Consider the following 26,577-nt stretch of genomic DNA (forward strand, 5'->3'; position numbering starts at 1 on the left):
TATATGGATGAAAATTGAGAGGGTGGTAGGTTTTGCAGAGGTCTCGTTAATGTAAGATATGATTATGGAGTTATTATCAATCTGAGACTATCTGCTTTACAACGTTCCTTAAGCCAGAGTTGTAGTCTTTGTCTGTTTGAACTATTAAATCTTAACTTACTGTTTATAATTACAACTATATATCTTTTGTGATTGGCTGAATCTGTCTCAAATTCCTTGATATTTGAGATGCTGATTTGACTAACAGAAGGAAAAAGTTGTTTCATCTCACCGGAAACTTCAGAACTTAAAGACTCGTAACGTGTATAGGTTTCCAATTGTTTTTCCAACTCATGAATTTGTTGTGATTGTTCTATTATTTTTTTGTCATTAGCTTCCCTTGACATTGTGACTGTCGAAAGTTCTTTATTCATGAGTAATAGGCTGTCGGATTGGTCTCCCTGAATAATATTGAGCTTGTAGTCGGCCAACTGATACTTGGATAGCTTCTTGCTTGCTTTCTTGATGGTATCATGCGAAATTATTTTCCCCAAAGCAACTATATTGAGCATTTTGTCATGCTCATTGATATTCTGTGATAAAATATGTGTACCTTTAAACGTCAGTTCTTCCCTTACAAAGCTCCTTAGATTATTTTTAGTAATGCTCTGTTTAATGATAAGCATGGTCATATATGCAGCAGGGAGCATGGTCAATACCACGACAGCCATAATAAATCTTTTAACCTTGACTATCTTTTCGGCATCAATGATGGTGGTCTGCCTGAATTTGAACATTCTGGTTCCAACGAAAGTTGCCAGACAAATAAAAACGGTATTGATAAAGAATAGATAGAAAGCCCCAAAGAAATAGGATAAATTTCCAACTGCAATTCCATATCCAGCTGTACACAGTGGTGGCATGAGTGCTGTGGCAATTGCTACGCCCGGAATAACATTACTTTTGCCTTTTGTAGCCAATGCTATGAATCCGGCAGCTCCACCTAAAAGAGCAATCAGCACATCATAGAGCGATGGAGAAGTTCGTGCCAATAATTCTGATTGTGCTTCGTTCAAAGGTGTAATTAAAAAATAAATGGTGGCTGTGAGCACACTGATAACCGTAGCTATCAGATAATTGATTGCCGAACGTTTCAACAATCCAATATCATAAATACCAACAGCCAATCCAATACCGATGATAGGTCCCATTAAGGGGGAAATCAGCATGGCACCAATGATAACTGCCGTAGAATTGACATTTAATCCCAAAGAAGCAATGAAGATAGCAAAAATCAATATCCATAGCTGTGCTCCATGGAAGCTAATGGAACTTTCCACATTCTCAATCGTAGTCTGTTCATCTTCCTTGTCAGCATTGATATTGAAGTATTTTTTTAGTAATTTGAAGAATGATAATTCTTGGTGTTTCATAAGAATAACTTTTTTTAGAGTCGCTTGCAAAGATATAAAAAAAGTTATAAAAGAGAGAAATACTTGCTTGTATGTTGTCAAACAAAAGTGCACAACTGCAAATATAGTTATTTACTCTGAAATTTCTTTTTTTTTATTGGTTGACTCTTTAATTGAGAATAAAAAACCCTCAAACGTATGAAACTTAAAAGTCGTATCATGCATAAGGGAACAAGAGGACATGAAATTACTGAAAGGCAGCAGCGCATCAACGTTGCGATAAGTAAGATACGCTACAAAGTAGAACGCACCTTTGGTTCTATGCATAGATGATTTGGTGCTGGAATAGCAAGATACGTCGGACTTTCAAAAACACATGCGCAGCATATTATGGAATCCATTGCCTACAACTTATACCGATAAACCGAGAAAAAACGTTCCTCCCTTACAGTCTTTTCCTCCATAGAGGAAGACAGAAAGATTCATAAAAACGTTCGTCATCCATGGAAGAAGAAGTCTTTTTAAACAGGATACCTCTTTTCATCCATGGATGACGATACTATAAAGCATTTGCAATACGCTATCAACGTATAACAGTAGCTCTGATGATTCTCACATCGTCGCATGGTCTGTCGTTCTCATCACATTCCACCTGCTGTATCTTATCCACAACCTCCATACCCTCTAACACTTCACCAAAAACGGTATATTGGGCATCAAGATGCGGCGTGCCGCCCACCTCTTTGTAGTATTCCCGTTGTTCAGCGGGCATCGTTGCCTTGCCGTCGGTGGCCTTTGTCATGTTTTTTTGTATGTTATCAAGCGAGGCATCGCTATGTTTACGTCCCCAAACAATATAGAATTGGCTGGCAGAAGACGCCCGTTGAGGATTCACTTTATCCGGTTCGCGGGCAGCTGCAACGGCTCCGCGCTTATGGAAATACTTGGGATAAACGATTTCTGCGGGTATCTGATAATACTCCGGAGAATCTCCCACCCTATCTCCCGGGTGAGCATATCTGCTCAGGCTGTCGCCCGTCTGTATCATGAAATTGGGTATCACACGATGGAATAACACACCGTCATAGAATCCTTTGCGCGTAAGTTTCAAGAAATTGTCTCTATGAAGTGGCGTTTCATTGTACAGAGCGATACGAATATTGCCTGCTGTGGTTTCCAACAACACCTCATGGCGCGTGTCCTTTTCCTGCGCACAGAAAGGTATTGCAAGGACAAACATAAGGAAAGAAAGGATTGTTTGCTTCATTTCGTAGTTTTATTTAATAGGTATCTTCTTCGTGTATCTTAATATGGTCAATCTTTTTGCTGTCCATGACACGCCATACATATATAATATAGGTCAACACAAAAGGAATGAAGAGAGAGACAACAGACATGGCACCGAGTGTAAACTTACTGCTGCAACTGTTGGCGATGGTGAGACTACTCTGCAAATCGGCATTGGAAGGATAATAGGCCGTATGGTTCCAGCCGGCACAAAGGAAAATAACGAGTACCACAAGTATCACACCCACTCCCGCAAACCATATTCCTTTCACGTAATCGGCACGCATGACGGTGCGCAGAATGGCTGTCAGCAGCAACACTACGCCCAACAGCAGCACGAGCGTAAGATACCACATATCGGTCAAGTTGTGAAGATACTTCATCGGTTCCATCAGGATTTCACCCGTCAAAGGGTCTTCGCTGAAACCATCTTTCAGCAGTGTACGCACAAAGAAGGTGAGAAACAGTGCGAGGAATAACCCCGAATTGCCAATCAGTTGCTTACGGCAACGCTCGCGGATAATAGCATCGTTTACGTTGTTGATGGTATAGAACAAGCCGAGAACCCGTGCGAGGAAGAATACAGCGAGACCAAATATCAGATTCCACACATCGAGCAATGCGTCCAAGCCATGACTTGCATTAGCCCATCGGCTAATGACGGGTTGCATGCCATCGGTAATGTTCATCTTATCTACGATGAAGTTGGAACCGTTGAAGAAAGTGGCTACGGCACCACCGAGCAGCAGCGGACCTACGACACCATTGATAACGAGGAGTATTTGAAAGGTCTTTGCTCCGAAGATGTTGCCGGCCTTATTCTGGAACTCATAACCCACCGCCTGCAGAATAAATGAAAACAAAATCACCATCCATAGCCAGTATGCCCCGCCAAAGCTCGTACTGTAAAACAAAGGGAAAGAGGCAAAAAACGCCCCACCAAAAGTAACGAGTGTAGTAAATGTTACTTCCCATTTTCTACCTGTGGAGTTGATGAGCATTTTCCGTTCTTCCTCTGTTTTTCCGAGGTTGAATATCAAAGAATTGGCTCCCTGAACAAACATCAAAAAGACGAGTAATGCTCCTAAAAGCGATATGAGGAACCACCAATAATGTTGATAGAAATCGTATATCATTGTATAAATCTGTTAAAGTAAAGTCATTCTTATTCTATAGAACTCAATTCCGGTCCCTTCTTAATCTCTTTACATAAGATGCTGATTTCTGTAATCAACATAGCTGTAAAGAGTGCGAGGAAAATAAAGAAAGTAATCGCGATAGAACCGGAATGTAGGTCGGAAACAGCTGCCCATGTAGGGAGCATGTCTTGAATCGTCCACGGTTGCCGTCCTAACTCTGCCACTATCCACCCCGCTTCACTGGCTATATAACCCAGAGGCAGCATGGCGATACCCGCGACATGCAACCAGCGAGGACGGGAAATGTCTTTCTTATACAAATAGAACACGAGTACTCCAAAAAACAAGATAAAGAGACAACCCAGTCCTACCATCAATCTGAACGACCAGAAAGTGAGGGGAATGTGTGGTACGATTTGGTCTGGATCTTTCACATAGCCGTAACCAAAGTACTTCATATTACGGGTCAATACATCTGAATATTTCTTCGTTTCAGCTGAATTACCTGCTTCTTTTGCTTTTCGATAGGCACTCAAAGCCTGAATAGCAGCTCTTCCACGGAGCATTTTCTCTTTAACAGACAATTCTTTCTCGCCATTAGGTAGCGTATAGCCCCCTTTGATGATGTCGTTTACCCCCGGAACATACCCTTTGAAGTCTTTTGTGGCAAGAAAAGAGAGGGCATTGGGCACGGCAATACGTAGCGGAGCTTCTTCGCCGCTCTTGTAATCGGGCTGTTGAAAGGGGTGTAATAGCGATACCACCGTGAGTGATTGCGATTCACCACCATCGTATAGCGCCTCCATGGCTGCGAGTTTCATCGGTTGCACCTTAGCCACCTGATAGGCGGAGCTATCGCCTGTGACCGCTGCCAGCAGTGCTGCCACGATACCCACTGCTGCCCCAATCTTTAAACTCTCTGTAGCAAAATAGCGTTCCCGTTTTTTCAATAGATAATAGCTGCTAACGGCTACGGTAAACACTGCTCCGACAATCCATGAAGAGGTAATGGTATGGAAAAACTTATCTATGGCGAAGGGAGAAAGAGCCACCTCTACAAAAGAGGTCATCTCATTTCTCATCGTATCGGGGTTGAATGTTTGTCCCACAGGATATTGCATCCAAGCATTGGCAACAAGAATCCACCAAGCAGAAAGCGTAGCTCCAAGTCCGGTCAGCCACGTCGAAGCAAGATGAAAACCACGGGAAACTTTGTTCCATCCGAAGAACATTACGGCCACGAAAGTAGACTCCATAAAGAAGGCCACAATACCTTCGATGGCTAATGGAGCACCGAAAATGTCGCCTACAAACCATGAATAGTTACTCCAATTGGTGCCGAATTCAAACTCAAGGATAATACCCGTCGCCACCCCCATTGCGAAATTCACTCCAAAGAGCTTTTGCCAGAAGCGTGCAGTATCCTTCCAGAATTGCTTGCCTGTTCGGTAATAACAGGTCTCCATGATACCCATCACGACGGCAAGTCCCAGTGTGAGCGGCACGAAAAGCCAATGGTAGATGGCTGTCAGCGCAAACTGTGCGCGAGACCAATCTACAGTTCCCGAATCAATTGCTAAGAAAAGATTTGTCATAATGATAAATTTGTATATAATATAGAAATGTGATTTCCAGTCCGAAAGTTTCTGCTTGTTCTCTGTTCGGTCAGCATTTGTTATTTTACAGAGCGGTGAATCAGTTCACTCCCCACAAATTTCGCCTCTTCTCCTTCCTGCGCATGCTCTTTTAGAAAGTTAGGAAAAAAGAATAATTTCAATACGAGAAACATGACCAACAGTTTAATGATGATAATCGTCCACAACGTTTTGCCCAAAGTCATATGGGTAAAGCCATCGTAATAAAGGTCGAACACTCTGTAGAAAAATCCTGACCTTTTAGTGGTTTGCATCGATTTAAACATGTATTGTCTTATTTTCCGCAAGTCTGACGATTACCTATACTCACCTTGATTGCCCTGCTTTTTACCTTACCAAGATAGCGCAAATGAGCGCAATGTAAACTTGTTTACTGATTGCCGAATGCAGCTTATCTTATGCAAAGGTAGCGCAAATGAGCGCAATGTAAACTCGTTTACTAATTGCCGAATGCAGCTTATCTTATGCAAAGGTAGCAAAACTATTCCAACCATCATTCTATTTTTACGAAAAAACTAAAATTTTTTATTGCGTCCGATAAAAAACCGCTAAGTACCTATTATTCTTTTCTTTCAGCACACGTTAAATAGCTATCTATAAATACATGGAACAAAACGAGGTAGAGTATAGCCGGAGAAATGTCGAGATATAGATAAGGTCACAACAGTCTTTACACGTCAGTAGACAAGAGCTAAGCTTTTAACGCGTAGAAGCATAGTCCTTACACGGTAAAAGCTATGTTTTCGGGCGATAAAAGCTATGCTTTTTCAAAACGGCATCTATCTGATTGATTTTTATACTATTATGTTACTCGTTTTTACTTGTCTTTTTTATATTTATAAAGACTGTCTTATGACAGATGGGGTGCTTGGTTTGGGAACTTATAAACTTGTTTCATTTCATGTGTTTTGCTATCCATCTGTCCTAAAAACATTAAATTTAAACTAATTAAAGATTTGGGTGTCGCTATTTTTTTGTTATTTAATCGGAAAAGATTATTTTTGCAGTCTATTGTTAAACGAGAAAAAATAAAAATTCTATGAATAAGAAAACATGGATTTCTATTATAGCCATTGGCATACTATTGATAGCCGGCATTGTCTATCTCACATTGAATTTAAGTCGCCAACGGGAAGAAAACAAGGCGATGCAGGAACTTGCCGAGATGGATAAAAAAGAGATGGAAAACGAATATCGGCAGTTTGCTAACCAATATAGCGAGATGAAAACGCAAATCAACAATGATTCCATCATCGCACAGCTTACTCAAGAGCAAATCAGAACACAGCAATTGCTGAAAGAATTACAAAATGTAAAGAGTACCGATGCCCGTGAAATCACACGACTGAAACGTGAATTAGCCACTGTTCGGAAAGTATTACGCAGCTATGTGATGGAAATTGATTCCCTCAACCGTCTCAATCAGAATCTTACTGCAGAGAATACGCAAATCAAAGGGCAGTATGCCGAAGCGACTAAGCGCATCGAAGGTCTGAGTACGGAAAAGGCTTCGTTGTCGGAAAAAGTAGCCATCGCAGCACAGTTAGATGCTACAGGCATCAATATGATTGCTAAAAACAAGCGTGGGAAAGCTACCGATGACATGAAGAAATGCAAAAGCATTCAGGTAAACTTCACCATTACTAAAAATGTTACAGCAACCAATGGTATGCGAACACTTTACGTGTGTATCACCACTCCTACGGGAACGGTTCTTACAACAGGAGGTACATTTCATTATGAGAATCGTTCATTGCCGTATTCCATGATGAAAACCATCGAATATACAGGCGAAGAAACACCCGTAACAGTATATTGGAACGTATCGCAGTTTATGAGTAGCGGTACATATCGGGTGAGTATCTTTGCCGATGGCAATATGATAGGTTCGCGAAACTTTATATTCAAATAATGAAAGGTCTGCTTTCTCTGTTCCTTTTCGCAGGTTCGGCCTTGCCTTGCCTTGCCCAGCAGCTCTCTTTAGACAGTTGCCGGCAGCTTGCTTTGCGCAACAACAAACAGTTGAATATTGCCAAGATGAAGCAGGATGTCGCTTTGAATACGCGTAAGGCAACCCATACAAAACTGCTTCCTCATGTGAATGCCGTGGGTGGGTACACCTTTTTCAGTCGCAAAATATCGCTGTTGAACAATGAGCAGAAAGCCGGGCTGAGCAATTTAGGTACGACCGCAGCCACAAAGACTACACAGGGTATATCGAATACCATTACCTCTTTAGCACAACAGGGCATCATCACGCCCGCTCAGGCACTGCAACTCCAACAGATGATGACGACTGTCGGTCCGCAGATAAGCGGGGGCATTGCGCAGATGGGCAACGAATTGGGCGCATCTTTACGCGATGCCCTCGATACAGATACCCGCAATGTGTGGTCGGGAGCTGTCATGGTAACCCAACCTATCTATATGGGTGGCGGATTATTGGCCGCCAACCGGATGGCAAAACTCGCTGAAAAGCTCGCCTCAAATGGCGTAGACGAACGTAGACAAACCACTCTTTACGATACAGATCAAGCCTATTGGACTGTAGTTTCTCTGCGACAAAAAGAGAAGTTGGCAACAAGTTATCTCAATCTCGTAAGGAAATTAGATACAGATGTGGCAAAAATGATTCGCGAAGGCGTAGCCACACGCGCCGACGGGCTCAAAGTAAGTGTGAAAGTAAATGAGGCAGAAATGCAGCTGACACAAGTAGACGACGGATTGTCGTTAGCCCGTATGTACCTTTGTCAGTTGTGTGGATTGCCTTTAGACAGTAATATCACATTGTCAGATGAAGGTAAAGAGACACTTCCCTCAGCCGAAGTAATTCCCGAAGTCACGGAAATCAACAATCGACCGGAGCTACGCATGCTGGAAACAGCAGTGAATATGAGCAAAGAAGCCACAAAGATGGTACGTGCAGCCTATCTTCCTCAAGTCGGATTAACAGGCGGTTATTTGATTTCTAACCCGAATCTATTCAACGGATTCCAACGTAAATTTGCCGGAGTATGGAACGTTGGTATCGTTGTAAGAGTGCCCGTTTGGAATTGGTGCGAGGGCGATTATAAAGTAAGGGCTTCCAAAATCACCTCCCGCATTGCGACCTTAGAGCTAAGTGAGGCAAAAGAAAAGATAGAGCTACAAGTAAATCAAAGCCGATTTAAAGTAAAAGAAGCCTATAAGAAATTGGCAATGGCACGCAAAAACATAGAACGTGCCGATGAAAATCTGCGTTGCGCCAATCTCGGATTTAAGGAAGGTGTCATGGAAACCACAGATGTCATGGCTGCACAAACCGCATGGCTACAAGCACAAACGCAGAAGATAGATGCAGAAATAGATGTTAAACTATCACTGGTAAACCTGAAAAAGGCACTTGGTGTATTAGAATGATGATAAGATATGACAATGAAGTCTCAACGTAATAACATATTGTTGGCGGCTATCGCATTCGTCGGTGTGGTCGCTATTACAGCTTTGATTGGATATTTCACCTTAGGCAAGACCGAAGAAACTATCCAAGGGCAGGTGGAAGTAACGGAATACAGAGTGTCGAGCAAAGTCCCGGGGCGTATATTGGAACTCCGTGTAAAGGAGGGAGATTACGTTCATGTAGGCGATACCTTGGCCATCCTTGATGCCCCCGAAGTGAAAGCGAAGATGACACAGGCACAAAGTGCTGAGAATGCTGCTGCCGCTATGAGTGAAATGGCTGATGCCGGTGCCAGACAGGAACAGATTAGAGGTGCATATCAGGTGTGGCAACAGACGATAGCTGGCCTTGAGATTGCAAAGAAATCGTATGAAAGAGTGCAACGACTGTTCGATGAAGGGGTGATGAGTGCGCAGAAACGCGATGAAGCCTTTGCCAATTACAAGGCAATGGAAGCACAACAGAAAGCCGCAAAGAGCCAATACGACATGGCTACTAACGGTGCACGCAAAGAGGAACGTCGTGCTGCCGCTGCACAGGTGGGCAGAGCGCAAGGTGCCGTTGAGGAAGTGCGTTCTTATATCCATGAGACCGTGCAACTTGCACAGATGGAAGGCGAGGTAAGCGAAGTGTATCCGAAAGTGGGAGAATTAGTTGGCACGGGGTCTCCCATCATGAGTATCTCTGTGATGAAAGATATATGGGGTACTTTCAACGTGCGGGAAGACCAATTGAAGGGGCTGAAAGTGGGCGATACTTTTACCGCTTTTACCCCGGCTTTCAATAAAAACATTACGATGAAGGTTTTCTATATCAAAGACCAAGGTTCGTATGCTGTGTGGAAAGCCACAAAGTCTAACGGACAATACGACCTGAAAACCTTTGAAGTAAAGGCGCGTCCGGTGCAGAAATTCGATGGTCTGCGCCCGGGCATGTCGTTGATTGTCAAAGAATAGGGATGCAGTGAAGTCGTCATCCGTTATAAGACGCATCTTACATGTTTCGCTCCGTGAGTGTAGCATTCTAAGAAGAAATCCCATGTATCTTTTTTGCATGGTTATCTTCCCTGTCTTTATTATCTTTTTCTTCACTTCTCTATTGAACGAAGGGCTTCCTGAGAAGATGCCCGTAGGTGTGGTAAACCTTGATGATACGCCTACGACAAGGAGTATGATACGGAAGTTGAATACTTTTCAGGCTACTGATGTCGTGGCGAAATATGCGAGTGTGAGCGATGCGCGCACAGCGATGCAACGCAATGAGATATACGCTTTTCTCTATATTCCGCAGCGGATGACCGAAGATTTGCTGGCTTCGCGACAGCCGAAGATTTCTTTTTATTACAGCAATGTGTCTATTACGGCCGGTTCTCTCCTGTTTCGCGATTTAAAAACCATTTCGTTGTTAGGGTCGGCGGCCGTCAGTTCGTCAGTCATGTCTGCCAAAGGATATACGGAAAAGCAGATAAGAACCTTTCTGCAACCCGTAACCATAGACCTGCATCAGATAGGTAACCCGTGGGCAAACTATAATATTTACCTCAGTACGATGCTTATTCCGGGCATACTGATGCTTTTTATCTTTCTCGTCACAGCCTATTCATTGGGTACAGAACTGAAATTCGGACGGGCGAAAGAATGGATCGCGATGTCGGGCGATAACCTTTTTGTGGCGTTAGCAGGCAAACTACTACCTCAATTCTTGGTGTTTTCTGTTGTTACTTTCGGCTACATGTTCTATGTTTTCGACCTGTTGAACTTTCCGCATCCCGGAGGAATCGGCGTGTTGATGCTTTTAGGACTTCTGTCTGTGATAGCCTCACAAGGCCTCGGGGTGTTTATGTTCGGACTGACACCCTCTTTGCGCATGTCGATGAGCCTTTGTTCTCTGTGGGGCGTTGTGAGTTTCTCTATTTGCGGAGCAACTTTCCCCGTATTCTCAATGGATTCTTCGCTTGAAGTCCTTTCGTTTCTATTTCCTCTCCGGCATTATTACATGATATACCAAATCTGCATTTTCAACGGATTTCCTCTCTCAGATGCTGGGACAAATATCCTTTCACTCATGGTATTTTCTTGTTTACCACTTTTCATCGCAAGCCGATTGAAGATGGCCATGCAGCAATTCACATACATACCTTAATCTGCAATGAGACGATGGATAAAGACGGACTGTTATACAAGATAAAAGAAGGCATCCACGACATGGGCTACATCTGGATGCAGGAGATACGCCTCACGGTGAAAGACGAAGGTGTACTCATCTTCTTCATCCTCGTACCGTTTCTTTATCCGCTGCTTTATTCATGGATTTATAACAATGAGACGGTGAGAGAAGTACCCGTAGCCGTGGTAGACCTATCCCACAGCAAAGCCTCTCGTGAGTTCATACAACGCTACGACGCATCGCCCGATGTGCAGGTCGTGGCTTATTGCAACAGCCTTGACGAGGCACGCACGCTTGTTGGCAAACAGACGGTACGAGGCATACTGCTCTTTCCCACCGATTTCAGCGTGCAGTTGCACCGCATGGAACAAACGACCGTGAGCGTATATTGCGACATGAGCCTGATGTTAACCTACAAAGCCATCTATCAGAGTGCCACCTCCGTAGCCCAGCGCACGAACAGAGACATTCAGATAACCCTTTCCGGTAACTATACTGACAGAGACGACGAGGTGAACACACAACCTTTAGCCTTTGAAGAAGTACCCATCTTCAACACAACAGGCGGCTATGGCAACTTCATCATTCCCGCCGTGCTACTGCTCATCTTGCAGCAGACACTGCTGTTGGGTATCGGTCTGTCGGCAGGCACATCGCGCGAACACAACCGTTTCCGCGACCTTGTACCGATGGTGAAGCATTATAAGGGTATTTTCCGCATTGTGTTCGGCAAATCGCTTTGCTATTTCATGATTTATACGGTCATCTCGGCCTATCTCACCCTCGTCGTTCCCCGCATTTTCGGTTTTGTTTCCATGACGCAGCCCGCCGACCTCACCGCCTTTATGCTGCCTTATTTGCTTGCCTGCATTTTCTTCGGAATGATTATTTCCTGTCTGGTGCGCTATCGCGAGAATATCATGTTGCTTGTCGTATTCACTTCCGTGCCCTTACTCTTCCTGTCGGGCATATCATGGCCGCAAAGCAGTATCTCCGGTGCATGGCAGGGCGTATCATGGATATTCCCCTCAACATTCGGTATTAGAGGCTTTGTCAGAATGAACTCGATGGGTGCCACGCTCAACGACATCCAACCCGAATACATTGCATTGTGGATTCAGGCAGTCGTTTATCTGATTGTTGTGTGTCTCCTCTATCGCTATCAAATCCTCCGTTCGCGCCGTCATGTGCTTGCAAGGTTAAAGCAGGTAAAGGAAAAGCGTACGAATCTTACAGCTACAAATGCTTCTTGAAGGCGTTATCATTTCCCTGAATCGGGAGACTTAAAAGTTTATAAAAAGTGCGCAGAGCCCTTTGTTTTAATATAATTTAGTCTGCAATATTCGCCCATCACTCATTTATATTGTATTTTTGCCCCGATTTTATAGTAGTAAAAAACAGATGAATATGGCAGAATCAATGGATATTCGCGAACTAAACGTACTAATAGAGCAACAAAGTGCTTTCGTTACTAACCTCACCACAGGAATGGACAGGGTTATTGTGGGGCAGAAACACCTCATCGACTCCCTGTTGATTGGTCTGTTAAGCGATGGTCACATCCTGCTGGAAGGTGTGCCCGGGTTGGCAAAAACCCTCGCCATTAAAACACTCTCTCAACTGATAGACGCGAAATACAGTCGCGTACAGTTTACGCCCGACCTATTGCCGGCCGACGTCATCGGTACCATGGTCTATTCGCAGAAGGAGGAGAACTTCCAAGTGAAACGAGGCCCCGTGTTTGCCAACTTCGTATTAGCCGATGAAATAAACCGAGCTCCGGCTAAAGTGCAGAGTGCTTTGCTTGAAGCCATGCAGGAACATCAGGTGACGATAGGCGAAACGACGTTTGTGCTCCCCCACCCTTTCCTTGTGATGGCTACGCAGAACCCGATAGAACAAGAGGGTACTTATCCGCTACCGGAAGCGCAGATGGACCGTTTCATGCTGAAAGTGATCATCGGTTATCCCACCCTCGAAGAAGAGAAACTCATCATCCGAGAGAATCTCGCAGGCAGTTTGCCCGAAGTGCACCCCGTAACCACCGCCGAGGAAATCGTGAAAGCCCGCGAAACGGTACGACAAGTGTATATCGACGAGAAGATAGAACAATATATCGCTGACCTCGTATTTGCCACCCGTTATCCCGACAAATATGGCTTGCAGGAACTGAAAGATATGATTTCTTTCGGCGGTTCACCCCGTGCCAGCATCAATCTAGCCAAGGCTTCGCGCGCCTATGCCTTTATCAAACGTAGAGGTTATGTAGTGCCCGAAGACGTGCGCGCTGTGGCTCACGACGTATTGCGCCATCGTATCGGTCTGTCTTATGAGGCCGAGGCCGGTAATCTCTCCGCCGAAGAAATCGTAAGCAACATTATTAACAAAGTGGAGGTTCCTTAAATGGACACTTCGGAGATTCTGAAGAAAGTACGGAAGATAGAGATTAAGTCCCGCGGTCTTAGCAACAATATCTTTGCCGGCCAATATCATTCGGCCTTTAAAGGCAGAGGTATGGCCTTCTCGGAAGTGAGAGAATATCAATACGGAGATGACGTGAGAGACATAGATTGGAACGTGACAGCACGCTTTCACAAGCCCTATGTCAAAGTGTTTGAAGAAGAGCGAGAGATGACCGTGATGTTGCTGATCGACGTATCGGGGTCTCTGGATTTCGGAACAACACAACGCACAAAGGCAGAATTGGTGACGGAAATTGCTGCTACGCTCTCTTTCAGCGCCATACAGAACAACGACAAGATAGGTGTTATCTTCTTTTCAGACCAAATAGAGAAGTATATTCCTCCCCAAAAAGGACGCAAACATATCCTGTATATCATCCGAGAGATGCTCGATTTCCACGCTGAAAGTCGGCGAACGGACATTGGTATGGCTGTAGAATTTCTTACCCGGGTGATGAAGCGTAGGTGTACGGCCTTTGTGCTAAGCGACTTTTATACTCGACAGGACTTTGAGAGGCAGTTGCAGATATGCAATTCCAAACACGATGTCGTGGCGATACAGGTCTACGACATCCGCGCCAAAGAACTGCCTGATGTGGGATTGCTAAAGGTATGCGATGCCGAAACGGGTCACGAAATGTATATAGACACGTCGTCGAAAAAGCTGCGTGCAGCCCACAGAAATTATTGGCTCTCTCGGGAAGCCTCTTTGCAGACAACATTCAACAAAAGCAATGTAGACCGCGTTTCTGTAGCTACCGACGAAGACTATGTAAAGGCACTGATGCATCTGTTTGCCATGAGAGCCTGAGAAAAGCCCTATAAAAACTGTTACCTCATGAGAAGACTCCTTATCCTGACAGCTTTGTTGTCGTGTATATGGTTTCAACTGCCGGCACAAGTGGCCGTTGAATCCAAGATTGATTCGATACAGATATTTATCGGACAGCAGACGCATATCGACCTTTCCGTTACCGTGAAAGAAGGACAGAAGGTGCGCTTCCCCCACTACAAACCGCAACAACCATTGGTACAGGGGATAGAGGTACTATCTATGAGCAAGCTCGATACCACGGAGTTGGAAAACGATTTTCTGCAAATCAGTCGGCGTTACACGATTACATCGTTCGACGAGAAACTGTATTATCTGCCTCCGATGACAGTCACTGTAGACGGTAAAACCTACTCTGGAAAGAATCTCGCATTGAAAGTGCTCACCGTACCTGTGGATACGATACATCCCGATAAGTTTTATCCGCCGAAAGATGTGCAGAACAATCCGTTTCTGTGGTCGGAATGGGCACCCCTCTTCCTGTTGAGCATTCTTGTCATTGTGCTCTGCCTTTTAACTCTCTATCTCTATATGCGGTTACGAAGCAACAAACCCATCCGATTCTCTGTAAAAGCGGTGAAGCGTTTGCTGCCCCATCAGCGAGCCATGAACGAGATAGACCGTATCAAGGCAGAACGAATGGTTAGTTCGGAAAACCAAAAAGAATATTATACGCTACTCACCGATACGCTGCGAAAATACATACAGGAACGTTTTGGATTCAGCGCTATGGAGATGACGAGTTCGGAAATCATCACCCATCTACGACAACTCGGAGACCGACAAATGCTCGACGAACTGCAATCGCTTTTTGATACAGCCGACCTCGTTAAGTTTGCGAAATACTCTACACTCATCAATGAAAATGATTTGAATCTCGTTCATGCCATCGAGTTTATCAGGAGTACGAAGCAGGAAGCACCACTTCAAGAAGAGAAAATCGCCCCTCAATTATCGGAAGCAGACCGACAGACCCTCCGAATGCGCCTTACACTGAAATGGTTGATTATCGTTCTTGGGCTTGCTGTTCTCGGAATCTCAGCCTATGTAGCCTACCAAACGTATCTGTTGCTGGTATAGACTGTACCGTACCGTTATCATAGAAAAAGAAGAAAGATGGAGTTTGCCAATAAAGAATACTTCTTACTGCTATTACTGCTGATACCTTGGGTATTGTGGTATTTCCTCTATCAGCGGAAGAAAGAGCCGACACTACTGTTGAGCGATACCTACGCTTACCAATTTGCCTCTAAGAGCTGGCGACAATATATCTTAGGGCTACCTACGCTACTACACAGCTTCATCTTCGTGATGGTAGTCTTTATATTAGCGAGGCCGCAAACCTACAACGCATGGGGGCAAAACTCTGTAGAAGGCATAGACATTATGCTGGCTATGGACGTATCGACAAGTATGCTGGCAGAAGACTTGAAGCCCAACCGCATGGAAGCGGCTAAGGACGTGGCAGCCGAGTTTATATCCGGTCGGCCTAACGATAATATCGGCCTGACAATATTTGCCGGTGAAGCGTTCACGCAATGTCCCATGACAACAGACCACCAATCGCTGCTCAATCTGTTGCAGAATGTGCGTACCGACTTGTCTGCACGGGGTTTAATAGAAGACGGAACAGCCGTCGGAATGGGATTGGCCAATGCTGTTTCGCGTTTAAAAGACTCGAAAGCGAAGAGCAAGGTTGTCATCCTGCTCACCGACGGTAGTAATAACCGCGGCGACCTGTCGCCCATGACGAGTGCCAATATTGCTAAAAGTTTGGGTATTCGGGTTTATACCATCGGTGTGGGAACCAATAAGGTTGCCCCCTACCCGATGCCTGTGGCCGGAGGCATTCAATATGTAAACATCCCTGTAGAGATAGATACCAAGACTTTGAGCGGCATTGCTTCCGTGACGCATGGAAACTTTTACAGAGCTACCAATAATAACGAATTGAAACAGATATACAAGGACATTGACAAGTTAGAGAAGACGAAGATGAACGTGAAGCGATTCTCCAAGCGGTACGAAGCGTATCAGCCTTTTGCCGTTGCGGCCATCGTGGCATTGCTGTTGGAGTTGTTGCTGCGTCAGACGGTGCTTCGGCGCATTCCCTGATACGAACTTTTGTCGGTTTCACGTATGATAAGATATAAAGATGTTTAGATTTGAAGACCCTATATACCTATGGCTGTTGTTGCTTTTGCCGGTATTGGTAATGCTACGACTGCTTTCCATCGTCAGACAGAGACGTGACATCCGCCGGTTAGGCGCTCCCTCGCTCATTGCCCGTCTCATGCCCTCGGTATCGAAAGTCAGACCTCACGTGAAGTTCGGTCTCTGTTGTTGTTTACTTGCCGTATTGATATTCATGCTTGCTCGTCCGCAGATGGGAAGCAAGATTACCCACGAAAAGCGCAACGGCATCGAAGCCATCATCGCTCTCGACATCAGCAACTCCATGTTAGCACAGGATGTGGTACCTTCGCGATTGGAAAAGAGCAAGATGTTGATAGAAAACATGGTAGACAATTTTACGAACGATAAGGTAGGACTGATAGTCTTTGCTGGTGATGCTTTCATACAATTGCCCATTACGAGCGACTTTGTGTCTGCCAAAATGTTCTTACAAAATATTGACCCCTCGCTTATTGCAACACAAGGCACAGACATTGCCAAGGCCATAGATATGGCCATGAAGAGTTTCACGCAACAAGAGAATGTGGGCAAGGCCATTATCGTGATTACCGACGGTGAAGACCACGAAGGCGGTGCCCTCGAAGCCGCCAAGACCGCCAAAGCAAAAGGGTATAACGTATTTATTTTAGGCGTGGGCACCGCAAAAGGCGCACCCATCCCTACAGGAGACGGGTCTTATCTCAAAGACAACACGGGACAGACGGTTATCACTGCCCTCAACGAGGATATGTGTAAGGAGATTGCCGCGGCCGGCAGTGGTACGTATATCCATGTAGACAACACGAACGAGGCACAGAAGATACTGAACAACGAGCTAACAAAAATGCAGAAAGGCGAGCTCACGAGCGTTATCTACAGTGAATACGACGAGCAGTTTCAGGCGTTCGGCATCATCGCTATCCTGTTGCTCATAGCAGAAAGCTGCATTTTAGACCGCAAGAATCCGCTGTTTAGAAATATCCGTCTCTTCAAAAGAAAATAAGAATCACACCGATGAAAAGAAACGATATACACGACCACGGAATAACGATATATGTCGGCGAAGTGTGCGACGGGTTCCCGGAGTGCCGTGACATGTCGGCGAAGTGTGCGACGAGACAAGACGAGCGCCAAACCATGCCGTCGAAGTCTTCGCCAAGACTCCCTGAGTGCCGTGAAGTGCCGGCGAAGTGTGCGACGAGACAAAACGAGTGCCAAACCATGCCGGCGAAGACTTCGCCGAGGCTCCCTGAGTGCCGTGAAGTGTCGGCGAAGTATGCGACGAGAGCAAAACGAATCAGAATAGCCTCTTTGTCAAGAACTTACACATTATATATATATATAACCCTGTTGCTGATAATGGGCGGAATATCAGCCCATGCACAATCCGACAGGCAATTCATACGCAACGGCAACCAACTCTACCACGAGCGAAACTATGCCAAAGCCGAGGTAGAATATCGAAAAGCTCTCGATAAAAATCACAACAATACACATGCCGCCTATAACTTAGGCTGTGCGCTGATGATGCAGAAGAAAGACTCGGTCGCTATCCAGCAATTTGAAAATGCGGCAAAAGCAGAACCCAACAAACTTCGCCGAGCACAATCCTACCATAACATCGGAGTGGTATGCCAACAACATCGCATGTATGCCGAGGCCATCGCAGCCTATAAGAATGCGCTGAGAAACAATCCATCGGATAACGAAACGCGCTATAATCTTGCCCTGTGTAAACGACTTCTGAAGCAGCAGCCGCAAAACAAACAGAACCAACAAAACAAACAAAACGATAAGAACAAGAACCAACAAAACGGAAACAACAAAAACCAACCGGAGAAAGACGAAAATAAGAAAGACAAGTCCAATCCACAACAACCCAAGGAGCAGATGAGCAAGGAAAATGCAGAGCAACTGCTCAATGCTGCAATGCAGGAAGAGAAAGCTACGCAGCAAAGGCTGAAAAAGGCCATGCAGCAACCTCGCACCCGAAAGTTGGAGAAAAATTGGTGATATTCCGTTATAACAATGATAATATGATAAAACGGTCGCTATTCATACAGATTCTATTGCTATTGTCTGCCATGACATGGGCACAGAAGATAACGGTAAATGCACCGTCGGCTGTGTCTGTGGGCGAACAATTCAGGCTTCAGTATACCATCAATACGCAAGACGTAAGTAGCTTTAAAGCCGGAAATATACCCGAAGAATTGGAAGTGCTGATGGGACCGAGCACATCTTCGCAATCCAGCTTTCAGATGGTGAACGGTCACACCAGCAGTTCTTCATCTATCACCTATACCTATATATTATCGGCCAACAAAAACGGCGTCTTTACCATCCCGGCAGCTCATGCACGGGTCAGAGGGAAAAACATCGCATCAGTTTCCGTCAGAATCAAAGTATCTGGCTCGGCCAATAACCGGAACTCGGCACGTAACGGACATTCCAACGCAGGCGCTCAAGTGCATGCGGCCGGTTCTCGTATCAGTGGCAGCGACTTGTTTATCCGCGTCAGTGCCAACAAGCGAAGAGTCTATGAGCAAGAACCGGTGGTATTGACCTACAAAGTGTACACACAGGTGGAATTGACGCAATTAGAAGGTAAAATGCCCGATTTGACAGGATTCCATACACAGGAGGTGCAACTTCCCCAGCAGAAGAGCTTCCATGTAGAATCTGTGAACGGACGGCCTTACCGCTGCGTGACGTGGAGTCAATACGTGATGTTCCCGCAAATGACAGGGAAACTGAAGGTGCCCAGCATCACATACCGCGGCATCATCGTACAGGAGAATAGAAATGTAGACCCCTTCGAGGCTTTCTTCAACGGCGGTTCGGGTTATGTGGAGGTAAAGAAAGACATCCTTGCACCCGGGATAGAGATTCAGGTAGACCCTCTGCCCAAGAAACCTGCGGGCTTCTCGGGAGGAGTAGGTCGGTTCAACATATCGGCGCAACTGAACAAGAAAGAAATAAAAGCCAATAATCCTATCACACTGCGAGTCATTGTTGGAGGTATCGGTAACCTGAAACTCATTAAACAACCCGAAGTAAAGTTCCCCAAAGACTTCGACAAATATGACGCAAAAGTAACAGACAAAACCAGACTGACGGCCAACGGACTGGAAGGAAACATTATCTACGACATTTTGGCTGTGCCCAGAAACCAAGGCAAATATACAATTCCTGCCGTAGAATTTACCTATTATGATACGAGCATTGGTACTTACAAGACCATTCGCACCCAGAGCTTCGACATACAAGTGGGGAAAGGAGACGGTTCCAAAAGCAATGACGTGAATGACTATTCAGATGTGAAAGACCAAGATATACGCCCTTTACGAACAGGAACAATTACACTGCATCGAACCGACGATACTTTCTTCGGCTCTGCAGTCTATTGGATATGTCTACTCATACCGTTTGTAGCATTCATCGTCTTACTGATACTCTTCCGCAAACGTGCTCTGGAAATGGCAAACGGAGCATTGATGCGAGGCAAGAGAGCCGATAAAGTGGCCAAGAAACGCTTGAAGCTGGCAGGTAAATTACTGACTGAAGGACGTGCCGGTGAGTTCTACGATGAGGTACTCCATGCTTTGTGGGGTTATATAGGCGACAAACTGAACCTGCCTGTAGAGCAACTGTCACGGGAAAATATCGCCGAAAAACTTTCGGCACGCCATATCAGTCAGTTGGTTGTTGCCGGATTCATTGCCGCTTTGGATGAATGCGAGTTTGAACGATATGCCCCAGGAGACGAAAAAGGAAATATGAACAAGACTTTTGAAGCGGCCATCAGCGCCATTACGAATATAGACAATGAGTTTAAAACTCAGAAAAGACAGCAGAAGAAAACTCTGACGCTGCTCTTCCTGCTCTGTGCCCTATCGTTGCCGCTATCGGCCATTACGAAAGAGAACGGCGACAAGGAATACGCTAAAGGCAACTATCAGCAGGCCATTAAAGACTATGAAGAAGTGTTGAAAGGCGGTGTTTCTGCAGATATTTACTACAACTTGGGGAATGCCTATTATCGCATCGACAATATTCCTCGCGCCGTATTGGCATACGAACGTGCGGCATTGTTGTCTCCGGGCGACAGAGATATACGTTTCAATTTGCAGATGGCACGCTCGAAGACCATTGATAAGATAACGCCCGAGAGCGAGATGTTCTTCATAACATGGGGCAAGTCGTTGGTCAATATCATGGGAGTAGACGGATGGGCTTATACCGCAATCATCAGCATCACGCTTTCATTACTCCTCATCTTGATTTACCTGTTCGGCACGAAGATACTTGTACGCAAGATTGGATTCTGGGGCTCAGGTTGTTTGTTCCTTCTGTTCCTCTTCAGCAATATTTGTGCATACCGACAAAACAAGATGCTGAAAAACAGAGACAGCGGCATCATCATCGTGCCTTCTGTTACCTTAAAGAAGACTCCCTCTAAGGTCAGTTCCGACCTTTTCGTTATCCATGAAGGTACAAAGGTGGAGATAGAAGACGGAACCATGGCACAATGGTATATGATACGACTTGCCGACGGGCGCGAAGGATGGATATCGGCATCGAGTCTCGAAGTGATATGACGAGCAAGCCGCTTCACTTCGTCCTCTTATGATTTTAATGGATAGATGTTTCTAACGATAATAGACATAGACCGTTTCATACTCGGACTGTTCAACGGCAGCAGTTCGTTGTTTCTCGACTCGCTGGTCACGATACTTACTTCGGGACTGACATGGATTCCTCTTTATATTGCGTTACTCTATCTTGTTATTAAAAACAATGAGACGATGGCGCAGATTGCGCTTGTCATCGGTTGTGTCGCCTTATGTTTCGTCCTGTCTCATGGCATGAGTGCAGGAATCGTAAAACCGTTGATTGGAAGATTTCGCCCGGGCAACGACCCGATTTATAAATATACGATAGACGTGGTGGGCAATATGCGTGGCACAGATTTCAGTTTCTTTTCTTCGCATGCGTCCAATACTTTCAGCGTCGCCGTATTCTTCATATTGCTTGTTCGCAACCGACTACTGTCACTTGCCCTTGTGGCATGGGCGATGGTAAACTGTTGGACACGTCTTTATCTTGGCGTTCATTACCCATCAGACATCATTGTCGGCATGATATGGGGATGCGTGGTCGGGATTATCGGTTATTCCGTCTATACGAGACTATACGGAAAATTACTCGTTGAGATGCCCGTCGCCTCCCCGCAACATGCTGTCGGCAAATATAACACCGAGGATGTAGATGTCGTTTTATGTACCTTGTCGTTTATCCTTGTTTGTGCATTGGTGGGTGCTACTTTCACGACTTTATGAACAGAATATAAATGGAAATGGACACAAAACACATACGAATAGCAGACTACAACTATCTGCTGCCCGAAGAACGGATAGCCAAATATCCTGTCACACCGCGAGATCACAGCAAACTGTTGGTCTATCGCCATGGCGCTATAACAGAAGAGAAGTTCTACCGTCTCCCGCAACTCCTCCCACAAGGCGCATTGATGGTCTATAACAATACGAAAGTGATACAGGCGCGCATCCACTTCCGCAAAGATACAGGCGCACAGATAGAGGTGTTTTTGCTCGAACCCCTCACACCCGCCGATTATGAATTGATGTTCCAAAGCCGCCGGCGATGCACATGGCTTTGTCTTGTGGGCAACTTAAAGAAGTGGAAAGAAGGCACACTCACCCGTACACTCAGCATACAAGGAGAACCTTTTACACTTACTGCAACGCGCGAAGAAGCCATGCGTTCCGGCCATCGGATAACTTTTGAATGGGACAATCCCCGCGTATCTTTTGCAGAGATTCTCGAAGCCGTGGGCGAACTGCCCATCCCGCCCTATCTGAACAGAGCAACGCAGGAAAGCGACAAACAGACTTACCAGACCGTTTATTCCAAGATAAAAGGAAGCGTGGCTGCCCCTACCGCCGGACTTCACTTTACGAACGATGTGCTGCAAGCGTTGGATACTGCCGGCATTGAGCGCGAAGAAGTAACGCTTCACGTGGGCGCGGGCACCTTCAAACCCGTGAAGGCCGAGGAGATTGAAGGCCACGAGATGCACACCGAATACATCTGCGTGCACCAAGAAACACTCGAAAAACTAATTATGCACAAGGGGCACGCCATCGCCGTGGGCACAACCAGCGTGCGCACACTGGAGAGCCTCTACTACATCGGCCTAAAGCTAAAAGCCAATCCGCAGCTCTCGGAAGAGGAATTGCACGTCAACCAATGGGAACCCTATGAGCAGGAAGCCACGCTGACACCCGTTGAGGCAATCATTCGCGTTCTCGATTATCTGTATCGGAATCAGCTCAAAACATTGCACACCAGCACGCAAATCATTATCGCACCCGGATATGAATACAAGATTGTAAAAATGCTGATAACCAACTTCCACCAGCCGCAGAGCACGCTCTTGCTATTGGTGAGTGCATTCGTCAAGGGAGATTGGCGACGCATCTACGACTATGCGCTCGACCACGACTTCCGCTTTCTCAGCTACGGCGACAGTTCGTTGCTCATCCCGTGACAACGGGGATACGCGAGCGGGAGACATCGATTTCAATGATTCCGAGACTATGCAGCTGATGCAAAACAAAAAATCGAGGATTTCGAGGCCTCACGGGCGATTTGGTATCCCAAAATTCACATGATATACAACTTAAAACGACATAACAAGATGAAAATAGGTGATAAAGTAAAATTCCTCAGCGAAACCGGAGGCGGCCGAATAGCCGGCTTCCAAGGCAAAAACATCGTGTTAGTAGAGGATGCCGACGGATTCCAGATTCCCACGCCCATCAATGAACTTGTGCTCGCAGAAGACGACAATTACGATACTTCTCGGCTGCTTGCCGGCAAAAAATCCGTAACCCACGCCAACTCCCCTACTCCCGACGGACGTTCTGTCAAGGCTATGATGAACGACTACGCGCAGGAAGAACCCGAAGAAGATGACGACCCATCACTCAAGGAAATCACGTTTCGGCAACCCATCGTGGAGCGCAAAGGTGGCAATCAACTCTCGGTCTACATAGCCATCGTGCCGCATAACGCCAAAGAGATGACGACCACCCGTTTCGAGGTCTATTTCATCAACGACAGCAACTATACGCTATACATCACCTATTCCGCCATCGACAACACCACACACACACTGAAATATGCCGGCGAGATAGACCCCAACACAAAAATTCCTATCGAAGAGATAGGTCGAGATACTGTCAATGAAATGGGACGCGTGTCCGTGCAGTTGCTGGCATTCAAAAAGACCGACCTTTCATCAGCAAACCCGCAATAGAAGTCCGGCTACGCATCGAACCTCTGAAACTCTACAAGCTGCATTCCTACAAAGAAAACGATTTCTTCGATGAGCCGGCACTGCTCTATACCATCGTGGAAAACGACCGCGTGGCACAGCCGCTCACTGTCGATACCGAAAAGTTGAAAGAGGAGATGTTTCGTAAAACAAAACCTGATAAAATGCAACAGAAGACAAATGGCCGGCACACAGATGGCACGCTTGTGCACAGATACGACCATCCACACACGGCGAAGCAACCCCGACTCTCAGACAATGCCCCCATCGTTGTTGACCTCCACGCCAATCAACTACTCGACACAACTGCCGGTATGCAGGCTGCCGACATTCTCAACTACCAAATAGAAACATTCAAAAAGACGCTCGAAAACTATAAAGACAAGAAAGGTACGAAGCTTATCTTCATACACGGAAAGGGCGAAGGCGTGCTGCGCCAAGCATTGATTCATGAACTCACCTACCGCTACAAACAATATCCCTACCAAGATGCCTCCTTCCGCGAATACGGATACGGCGCAACACAAGTCACTATCAAATAACCCGACATCCTTATGAATCACTACGGATATATCAAAGTGGCCGCCGCCGTGCCTAACGTGCAGGTGGCCGATTGCGACTACAACGCAGCACAAATAGAAACACTCATCGCCCGCTCAGAGGCCGAAGATGTGGAAATCGTCGTCTTTCCCGAACTGTCTGTCACGGGCTACTCGTGCCAAGACCTCTTCCGACAGCAGACCCTTCTTCACAGCGCAGAGCAGGCCATGGAGCGACTGCTGGATTTCACACGCTCACGCGATGTCATCGCTATCGTGGGATGTCCCCTTTCCCTTGGCAACTTGCTGCTCAACTGTGCCGTCGTCATCCAACACGGAGAACTTCTCGGCATCGTTCCCAAAACTTTCTTGCCCAATTACAACGAGTTTTACGAGCGACGTTGGTTCGCGTCCTCACGCGATTTGCAACCAACAGAGATAGTCTTTGCCGGCAAACACACAATCATCTCCCCCGCTCCTATCTTGTTTCGCACGCAAAGTAGGGTGACTTTCGGCGTGGAGATTTGCGAAGATGTATGGACACCCCAACCGCCAAGCACACGCCTTGCCTTGTCGGGCGCAGAAGTCATCTTCAACCTCTCTGCCAGCAACGACCTCATAGGCAAGCACGCCTACCTGCGCACCCTACTCATGCAACAGAGTGCACGCACTATCAGCGGCTACGTGTACAGTGGATGCGGATGGGGCGAGAGCACGCAAGACGTTGTGTACGGAGGCAATGCCATTATCGCAGAAAACGGACGACTGATTGCCGAAGGCGAACGGTTCTCTCTCCACCCCCAACTCATCGTCAGCCAAATCGACACCGAAAAGCTGTGCCACGACCGACTGACCGATACAACTTTCACCGCCACCCTCTCTGCCGAACATCTGCCTCGCCTTACCATCATCGATTGCTTGGCTGTGCGACCGCGCCCATTCCACCTTTGCCGCAACGTGGAGCCTCTCCCATTCATTCCACGCACTGCTGACCTTCACGCCGATTGCGAAGAAATACTCAACATTCAAGCCACCGGACTTGCACACCGACTTACCCACATCCGCTGTCGCTCCGTCGTATTGGGCATCAGTGGAGGCCTCGATTCTACACTCGCCTTGCTGGTGTGTGTGCGCGCATTCGACAAGCTCGGCTACGACCGCCGCGGTATTGTCGGCGTTACCATGCCCGGCTTCGGAACCACAGACCGCACTCACGACAATGCCGTAACCCTGATGGAAAGCCTCGGTGTCACACTGCGTGAAATCAATATCTCTACCGCTGTCTTACACCACTTCAAAGACATTGGCCATGACCCCTCCATCCATGATGTTACCTACGAGAATGCACAAGCACGAGAACGCACACAGATACTCATGGACATGAGCAACGAACTCGGCGCCATCGTTGTCGGAACCGGAGATTTAAGCGAGCTTGCCCTTGGCTGGGCAACCTACAACGGAGACCATATAAGTATGTATGGAGTGAATGCAGGCGTACCCAAAACGCTGATACGACACCTCGTGCGCCATGTAGCCGACTTCGTCCTTGACGCACCTGCTGCCGATACTTTACGCGACATCATAGATACGCCCATCAGTCCCGAACTCATCCCTGCCGATGAACACGGACATATTCAGCAAAAGACCGAAGACTTAGTAGGCCCTTACGAACTCCACGACTTCTTCCTATATCACATGATTCGCCATGGCTTCGCCCCCGCAAAACTCTTCATGCTTGCCTGCGCAGCTTTTAACGGACACCGACCTGATGCCGGTTCCTACGATGCAGCCACCATCAAACATTGGCTTACTGTCTTTATCCGTCGCTTCTTCTCCCAGCAGTTCAAACGCTCCTGCACACCTGATGCCCCAAAAATCGGGAGTATCAGCCTCAGTCCCCGCGGCGATTGGCGCATGCCCAGCGATGCCACTGCCCGTGCATGGCTCGACGAATGCAAACAACTCTAAACTCAATCCAATCATTAAAGACTACATTTATTATATAACAAAGAAACATTCTTCGTCTCACATGCTGAGAATAGAAACAATGGGAGGGGACAACTTGTAAGTCACTGCCATACAACGTCATACAAAGTTGCTTGAAAAAGCATAGCTCTGAACTTATTGAA

Annotated in this window: 21 protein-coding genes and 2 pseudogenes; 18 read left to right on the forward strand and 5 right to left on the reverse strand. The window is 46.3% G+C overall.

The window, feature by feature from the left end; genetic code table 11:
* Nucleotides 1-62: 62 nt before the first annotated feature.
* Nucleotides 63-1,412: a DUF389 domain-containing protein gene (locus HMPREF0658_RS02150; protein ID WP_006948226.1), complete on the reverse strand. Its 1,350-nt coding sequence runs from the start codon at nt 1,410-1,412 to the stop codon at nt 63-65.
* A 162-nt stretch (nt 1,413-1,574) separates the two neighbouring features.
* On the opposite strand from HMPREF0658_RS02150, the pseudogene HMPREF0658_RS11795 reads away from it, so the two are divergent.
* Nucleotides 1,575-1,814, forward strand: a pseudogene (locus tag HMPREF0658_RS11795) (transposase); the annotation flags it as partial.
* A gap of 160 nt (nt 1,815-1,974) precedes the next feature.
* Here HMPREF0658_RS11795 and HMPREF0658_RS02160 read toward each other — a convergent pair.
* The 4 genes from HMPREF0658_RS02160 to HMPREF0658_RS02175 form a co-directional block, all read right to left on the reverse strand.
* Nucleotides 1,975-2,658, reverse strand: a complete 684-nt coding sequence (locus tag HMPREF0658_RS02160) for a peptidylprolyl isomerase (protein WP_006948228.1) — start codon at nt 2,656-2,658, stop codon at nt 1,975-1,977.
* Between the two features lie 13 nt (nt 2,659-2,671).
* On the reverse strand, nt 2,672-3,814 hold the full coding sequence (locus HMPREF0658_RS02165; protein ID WP_006948229.1) for a cytochrome d ubiquinol oxidase subunit II: 1,143 nt from the start codon (nt 3,812-3,814) through the stop codon (nt 2,672-2,674).
* Between the two features lie 29 nt (nt 3,815-3,843).
* Nucleotides 3,844-5,412, reverse strand: coding sequence for a cytochrome ubiquinol oxidase subunit I (locus HMPREF0658_RS02170; RefSeq protein ID WP_006948230.1), 1,569 nt, complete (start codon nt 5,410-5,412; stop codon nt 3,844-3,846).
* A gap of 80 nt (nt 5,413-5,492) precedes the next feature.
* A complete protein-coding gene (locus HMPREF0658_RS02175; RefSeq protein WP_036883521.1) occupies nt 5,493-5,726 on the reverse strand; it encodes a DUF4492 domain-containing protein in 234 nt (77 codons plus the stop codon).
* 785 nt (nt 5,727-6,511) lie between these two features.
* Between HMPREF0658_RS02175 and HMPREF0658_RS02180 the strand changes: the two genes are divergently transcribed.
* The 17 genes and pseudogenes from HMPREF0658_RS02180 (at nt 6,512) to HMPREF0658_RS02255 (ending at nt 26,416) form a co-directional block, all read left to right on the forward strand.
* Nucleotides 6,512-7,384, forward strand: a complete 873-nt coding sequence (locus tag HMPREF0658_RS02180) for a hypothetical protein (protein WP_006948233.1) — start codon at nt 6,512-6,514, stop codon at nt 7,382-7,384.
* Nucleotides 7,384-8,871 (forward strand): TolC family protein, encoded by a 1,488-nt coding sequence (locus tag HMPREF0658_RS02185; protein ID WP_006948234.1) that lies wholly within the window; start codon nt 7,384-7,386, stop codon nt 8,869-8,871. Before HMPREF0658_RS02180 ends, HMPREF0658_RS02185 begins: the two co-directional genes overlap by 1 nt.
* A gap of 9 nt (nt 8,872-8,880) precedes the next feature.
* Nucleotides 8,881-9,867 (forward strand): HlyD family secretion protein, encoded by a 987-nt coding sequence (locus HMPREF0658_RS02190; protein WP_006948235.1) that lies wholly within the window; start codon nt 8,881-8,883, stop codon nt 9,865-9,867.
* 82 nt (nt 9,868-9,949) lie between these two features.
* On the forward strand, nt 9,950-11,053 hold the full coding sequence (locus tag HMPREF0658_RS02195) for an ABC transporter permease (protein ID WP_006948236.1): 1,104 nt from the start codon (nt 9,950-9,952) through the stop codon (nt 11,051-11,053).
* A gap of 14 nt (nt 11,054-11,067) precedes the next feature.
* Entirely contained in the window at nt 11,068-12,330 is a 1,263-nt protein-coding gene (locus HMPREF0658_RS02200; protein ID WP_006948237.1) for an ABC transporter permease, read from the forward strand.
* Nucleotides 12,331-12,484: 154 nt separating this feature from the next.
* Nucleotides 12,485-13,480 (forward strand): AAA family ATPase, encoded by a 996-nt coding sequence (locus HMPREF0658_RS02205; RefSeq protein ID WP_040557812.1) that lies wholly within the window; start codon nt 12,485-12,487, stop codon nt 13,478-13,480.
* A complete protein-coding gene (locus tag HMPREF0658_RS02210; protein WP_006948239.1) occupies nt 13,481-14,350 on the forward strand; it encodes a DUF58 domain-containing protein in 870 nt (289 codons plus the stop codon).
* Between the two features lie 27 nt (nt 14,351-14,377).
* On the forward strand, nt 14,378-15,451 hold the full coding sequence (locus HMPREF0658_RS02215; protein ID WP_006948240.1) for a hypothetical protein: 1,074 nt from the start codon (nt 14,378-14,380) through the stop codon (nt 15,449-15,451).
* 36 nt (nt 15,452-15,487) lie between these two features.
* A complete protein-coding gene (locus HMPREF0658_RS02220; protein ID WP_006948241.1) occupies nt 15,488-16,486 on the forward strand; it encodes a vWA domain-containing protein in 999 nt (332 codons plus the stop codon).
* Nucleotides 16,487-16,526: 40 nt separating this feature from the next.
* Complete coding sequence (locus HMPREF0658_RS02225) at nt 16,527-17,549, forward strand: VWA domain-containing protein (RefSeq protein ID WP_006948242.1); 1,023 nt, start codon at nt 16,527-16,529, stop codon at nt 17,547-17,549.
* 356 nt (nt 17,550-17,905) lie between these two features.
* A complete protein-coding gene (locus HMPREF0658_RS02230) occupies nt 17,906-18,559 on the forward strand; it encodes a tetratricopeptide repeat protein (protein ID WP_050748678.1) in 654 nt (217 codons plus the stop codon).
* A gap of 23 nt (nt 18,560-18,582) precedes the next feature.
* A complete protein-coding gene (locus tag HMPREF0658_RS02235) occupies nt 18,583-21,147 on the forward strand; it encodes a BatD family protein (RefSeq protein WP_006948244.1) in 2,565 nt (854 codons plus the stop codon).
* A 45-nt stretch (nt 21,148-21,192) separates the two neighbouring features.
* Nucleotides 21,193-21,888, forward strand: a complete 696-nt coding sequence (locus HMPREF0658_RS02240; protein ID WP_006948245.1) for a phosphatase PAP2 family protein — start codon at nt 21,193-21,195, stop codon at nt 21,886-21,888.
* Between the two features lie 11 nt (nt 21,889-21,899).
* Complete coding sequence (locus HMPREF0658_RS02245) at nt 21,900-23,120, forward strand: S-adenosylmethionine:tRNA ribosyltransferase-isomerase (RefSeq protein WP_006948248.1); 1,221 nt, start codon at nt 21,900-21,902, stop codon at nt 23,118-23,120.
* Nucleotides 23,121-23,654: 534 nt separating this feature from the next.
* Nucleotides 23,655-24,013 (forward strand): annotated as a pseudogene (locus HMPREF0658_RS11980) (DUF2027 domain-containing protein); the annotation flags it as partial.
* A gap of 210 nt (nt 24,014-24,223) precedes the next feature.
* Nucleotides 24,224-24,451: a Smr/MutS family protein gene (locus HMPREF0658_RS11985; protein ID WP_340139640.1), complete on the forward strand. Its 228-nt coding sequence runs from the start codon at nt 24,224-24,226 to the stop codon at nt 24,449-24,451.
* A 12-nt stretch (nt 24,452-24,463) separates the two neighbouring features.
* The gene (locus HMPREF0658_RS02255; protein WP_006948257.1) at nt 24,464-26,416 is read left to right on the forward strand and encodes an NAD(+) synthase; all 1,953 of its coding nucleotides are present in this window, start codon (nt 24,464-24,466) and stop codon (nt 26,414-26,416) included.
* Nucleotides 26,417-26,577 lie beyond the last annotated feature (161 nt).

The sequence above is a fragment of the Hoylesella marshii DSM 16973 = JCM 13450 genome, assembly GCF_000146675.1.
In the GTDB taxonomy this organism is placed as follows: domain Bacteria; phylum Bacteroidota; class Bacteroidia; order Bacteroidales; family Bacteroidaceae; genus Prevotella; species Prevotella marshii.

What these genes read in the sequence shown, in the direction of transcription:
- HMPREF0658_RS02180 (WP_006948233.1), top strand. Translation starts at nt 6,512, where the DNA reads ATGAATAAGAAAACATGGATTTCTATTATAGCCATTGGCATACTATTG.
- HMPREF0658_RS02245 (WP_006948248.1), top strand. Translation starts at nt 21,900, where the DNA reads ATGGAAATGGACACAAAACACATACGAATAGCAGACTACAACTATCTG.
- HMPREF0658_RS02240 (WP_006948245.1), top strand. Translation starts at nt 21,193, where the DNA reads ATGTTTCTAACGATAATAGACATAGACCGTTTCATACTCGGACTGTTC.
- HMPREF0658_RS02225 (WP_006948242.1), top strand. Translation starts at nt 16,527, where the DNA reads ATGTTTAGATTTGAAGACCCTATATACCTATGGCTGTTGTTGCTTTTG.
- HMPREF0658_RS02215 (WP_006948240.1), top strand. Translation starts at nt 14,378, where the DNA reads ATGAGAAGACTCCTTATCCTGACAGCTTTGTTGTCGTGTATATGGTTT.
- HMPREF0658_RS02210 (WP_006948239.1), top strand. Translation starts at nt 13,481, where the DNA reads ATGGACACTTCGGAGATTCTGAAGAAAGTACGGAAGATAGAGATTAAG.
- HMPREF0658_RS02160 (WP_006948228.1), bottom strand. Translation starts at nt 2,658, where the DNA reads ATGAAGCAAACAATCCTTTCTTTCCTTATGTTTGTCCTTGCAATACCT.
- HMPREF0658_RS02235 (WP_006948244.1), top strand. Translation starts at nt 18,583, where the DNA reads ATGATAAAACGGTCGCTATTCATACAGATTCTATTGCTATTGTCTGCC.
- HMPREF0658_RS02230 (WP_050748678.1), top strand. Translation starts at nt 17,906, where the DNA reads ATGGGCGGAATATCAGCCCATGCACAATCCGACAGGCAATTCATACGC.
- HMPREF0658_RS02175 (WP_036883521.1), bottom strand. Translation starts at nt 5,726, where the DNA reads ATGCAAACCACTAAAAGGTCAGGATTTTTCTACAGAGTGTTCGACCTT.
- HMPREF0658_RS02195 (WP_006948236.1), top strand. Translation starts at nt 9,950, where the DNA reads ATGTATCTTTTTTGCATGGTTATCTTCCCTGTCTTTATTATCTTTTTC.
- HMPREF0658_RS02150 (WP_006948226.1), bottom strand. Translation starts at nt 1,412, where the DNA reads ATGAAACACCAAGAATTATCATTCTTCAAATTACTAAAAAAATACTTC.
- HMPREF0658_RS02205 (WP_040557812.1), top strand. Translation starts at nt 12,485, where the DNA reads ATGGCAGAATCAATGGATATTCGCGAACTAAACGTACTAATAGAGCAA.
- HMPREF0658_RS02220 (WP_006948241.1), top strand. Translation starts at nt 15,488, where the DNA reads ATGGAGTTTGCCAATAAAGAATACTTCTTACTGCTATTACTGCTGATA.
- HMPREF0658_RS02255 (WP_006948257.1), top strand. Translation starts at nt 24,464, where the DNA reads ATGAATCACTACGGATATATCAAAGTGGCCGCCGCCGTGCCTAACGTG.
- HMPREF0658_RS02165 (WP_006948229.1), bottom strand. Translation starts at nt 3,814, where the DNA reads ATGATATACGATTTCTATCAACATTATTGGTGGTTCCTCATATCGCTT.
- HMPREF0658_RS02185 (WP_006948234.1), top strand. Translation starts at nt 7,384, where the DNA reads ATGAAAGGTCTGCTTTCTCTGTTCCTTTTCGCAGGTTCGGCCTTGCCT.
- HMPREF0658_RS02190 (WP_006948235.1), top strand. Translation starts at nt 8,881, where the DNA reads ATGACAATGAAGTCTCAACGTAATAACATATTGTTGGCGGCTATCGCA.
- HMPREF0658_RS02200 (WP_006948237.1), top strand. Translation starts at nt 11,068, where the DNA reads ATGGATAAAGACGGACTGTTATACAAGATAAAAGAAGGCATCCACGAC.
- HMPREF0658_RS02170 (WP_006948230.1), bottom strand. Translation starts at nt 5,412, where the DNA reads ATGACAAATCTTTTCTTAGCAATTGATTCGGGAACTGTAGATTGGTCT.
- HMPREF0658_RS11985 (WP_340139640.1), top strand. Translation starts at nt 24,224, where the DNA reads ATGCAGGCTGCCGACATTCTCAACTACCAAATAGAAACATTCAAAAAG.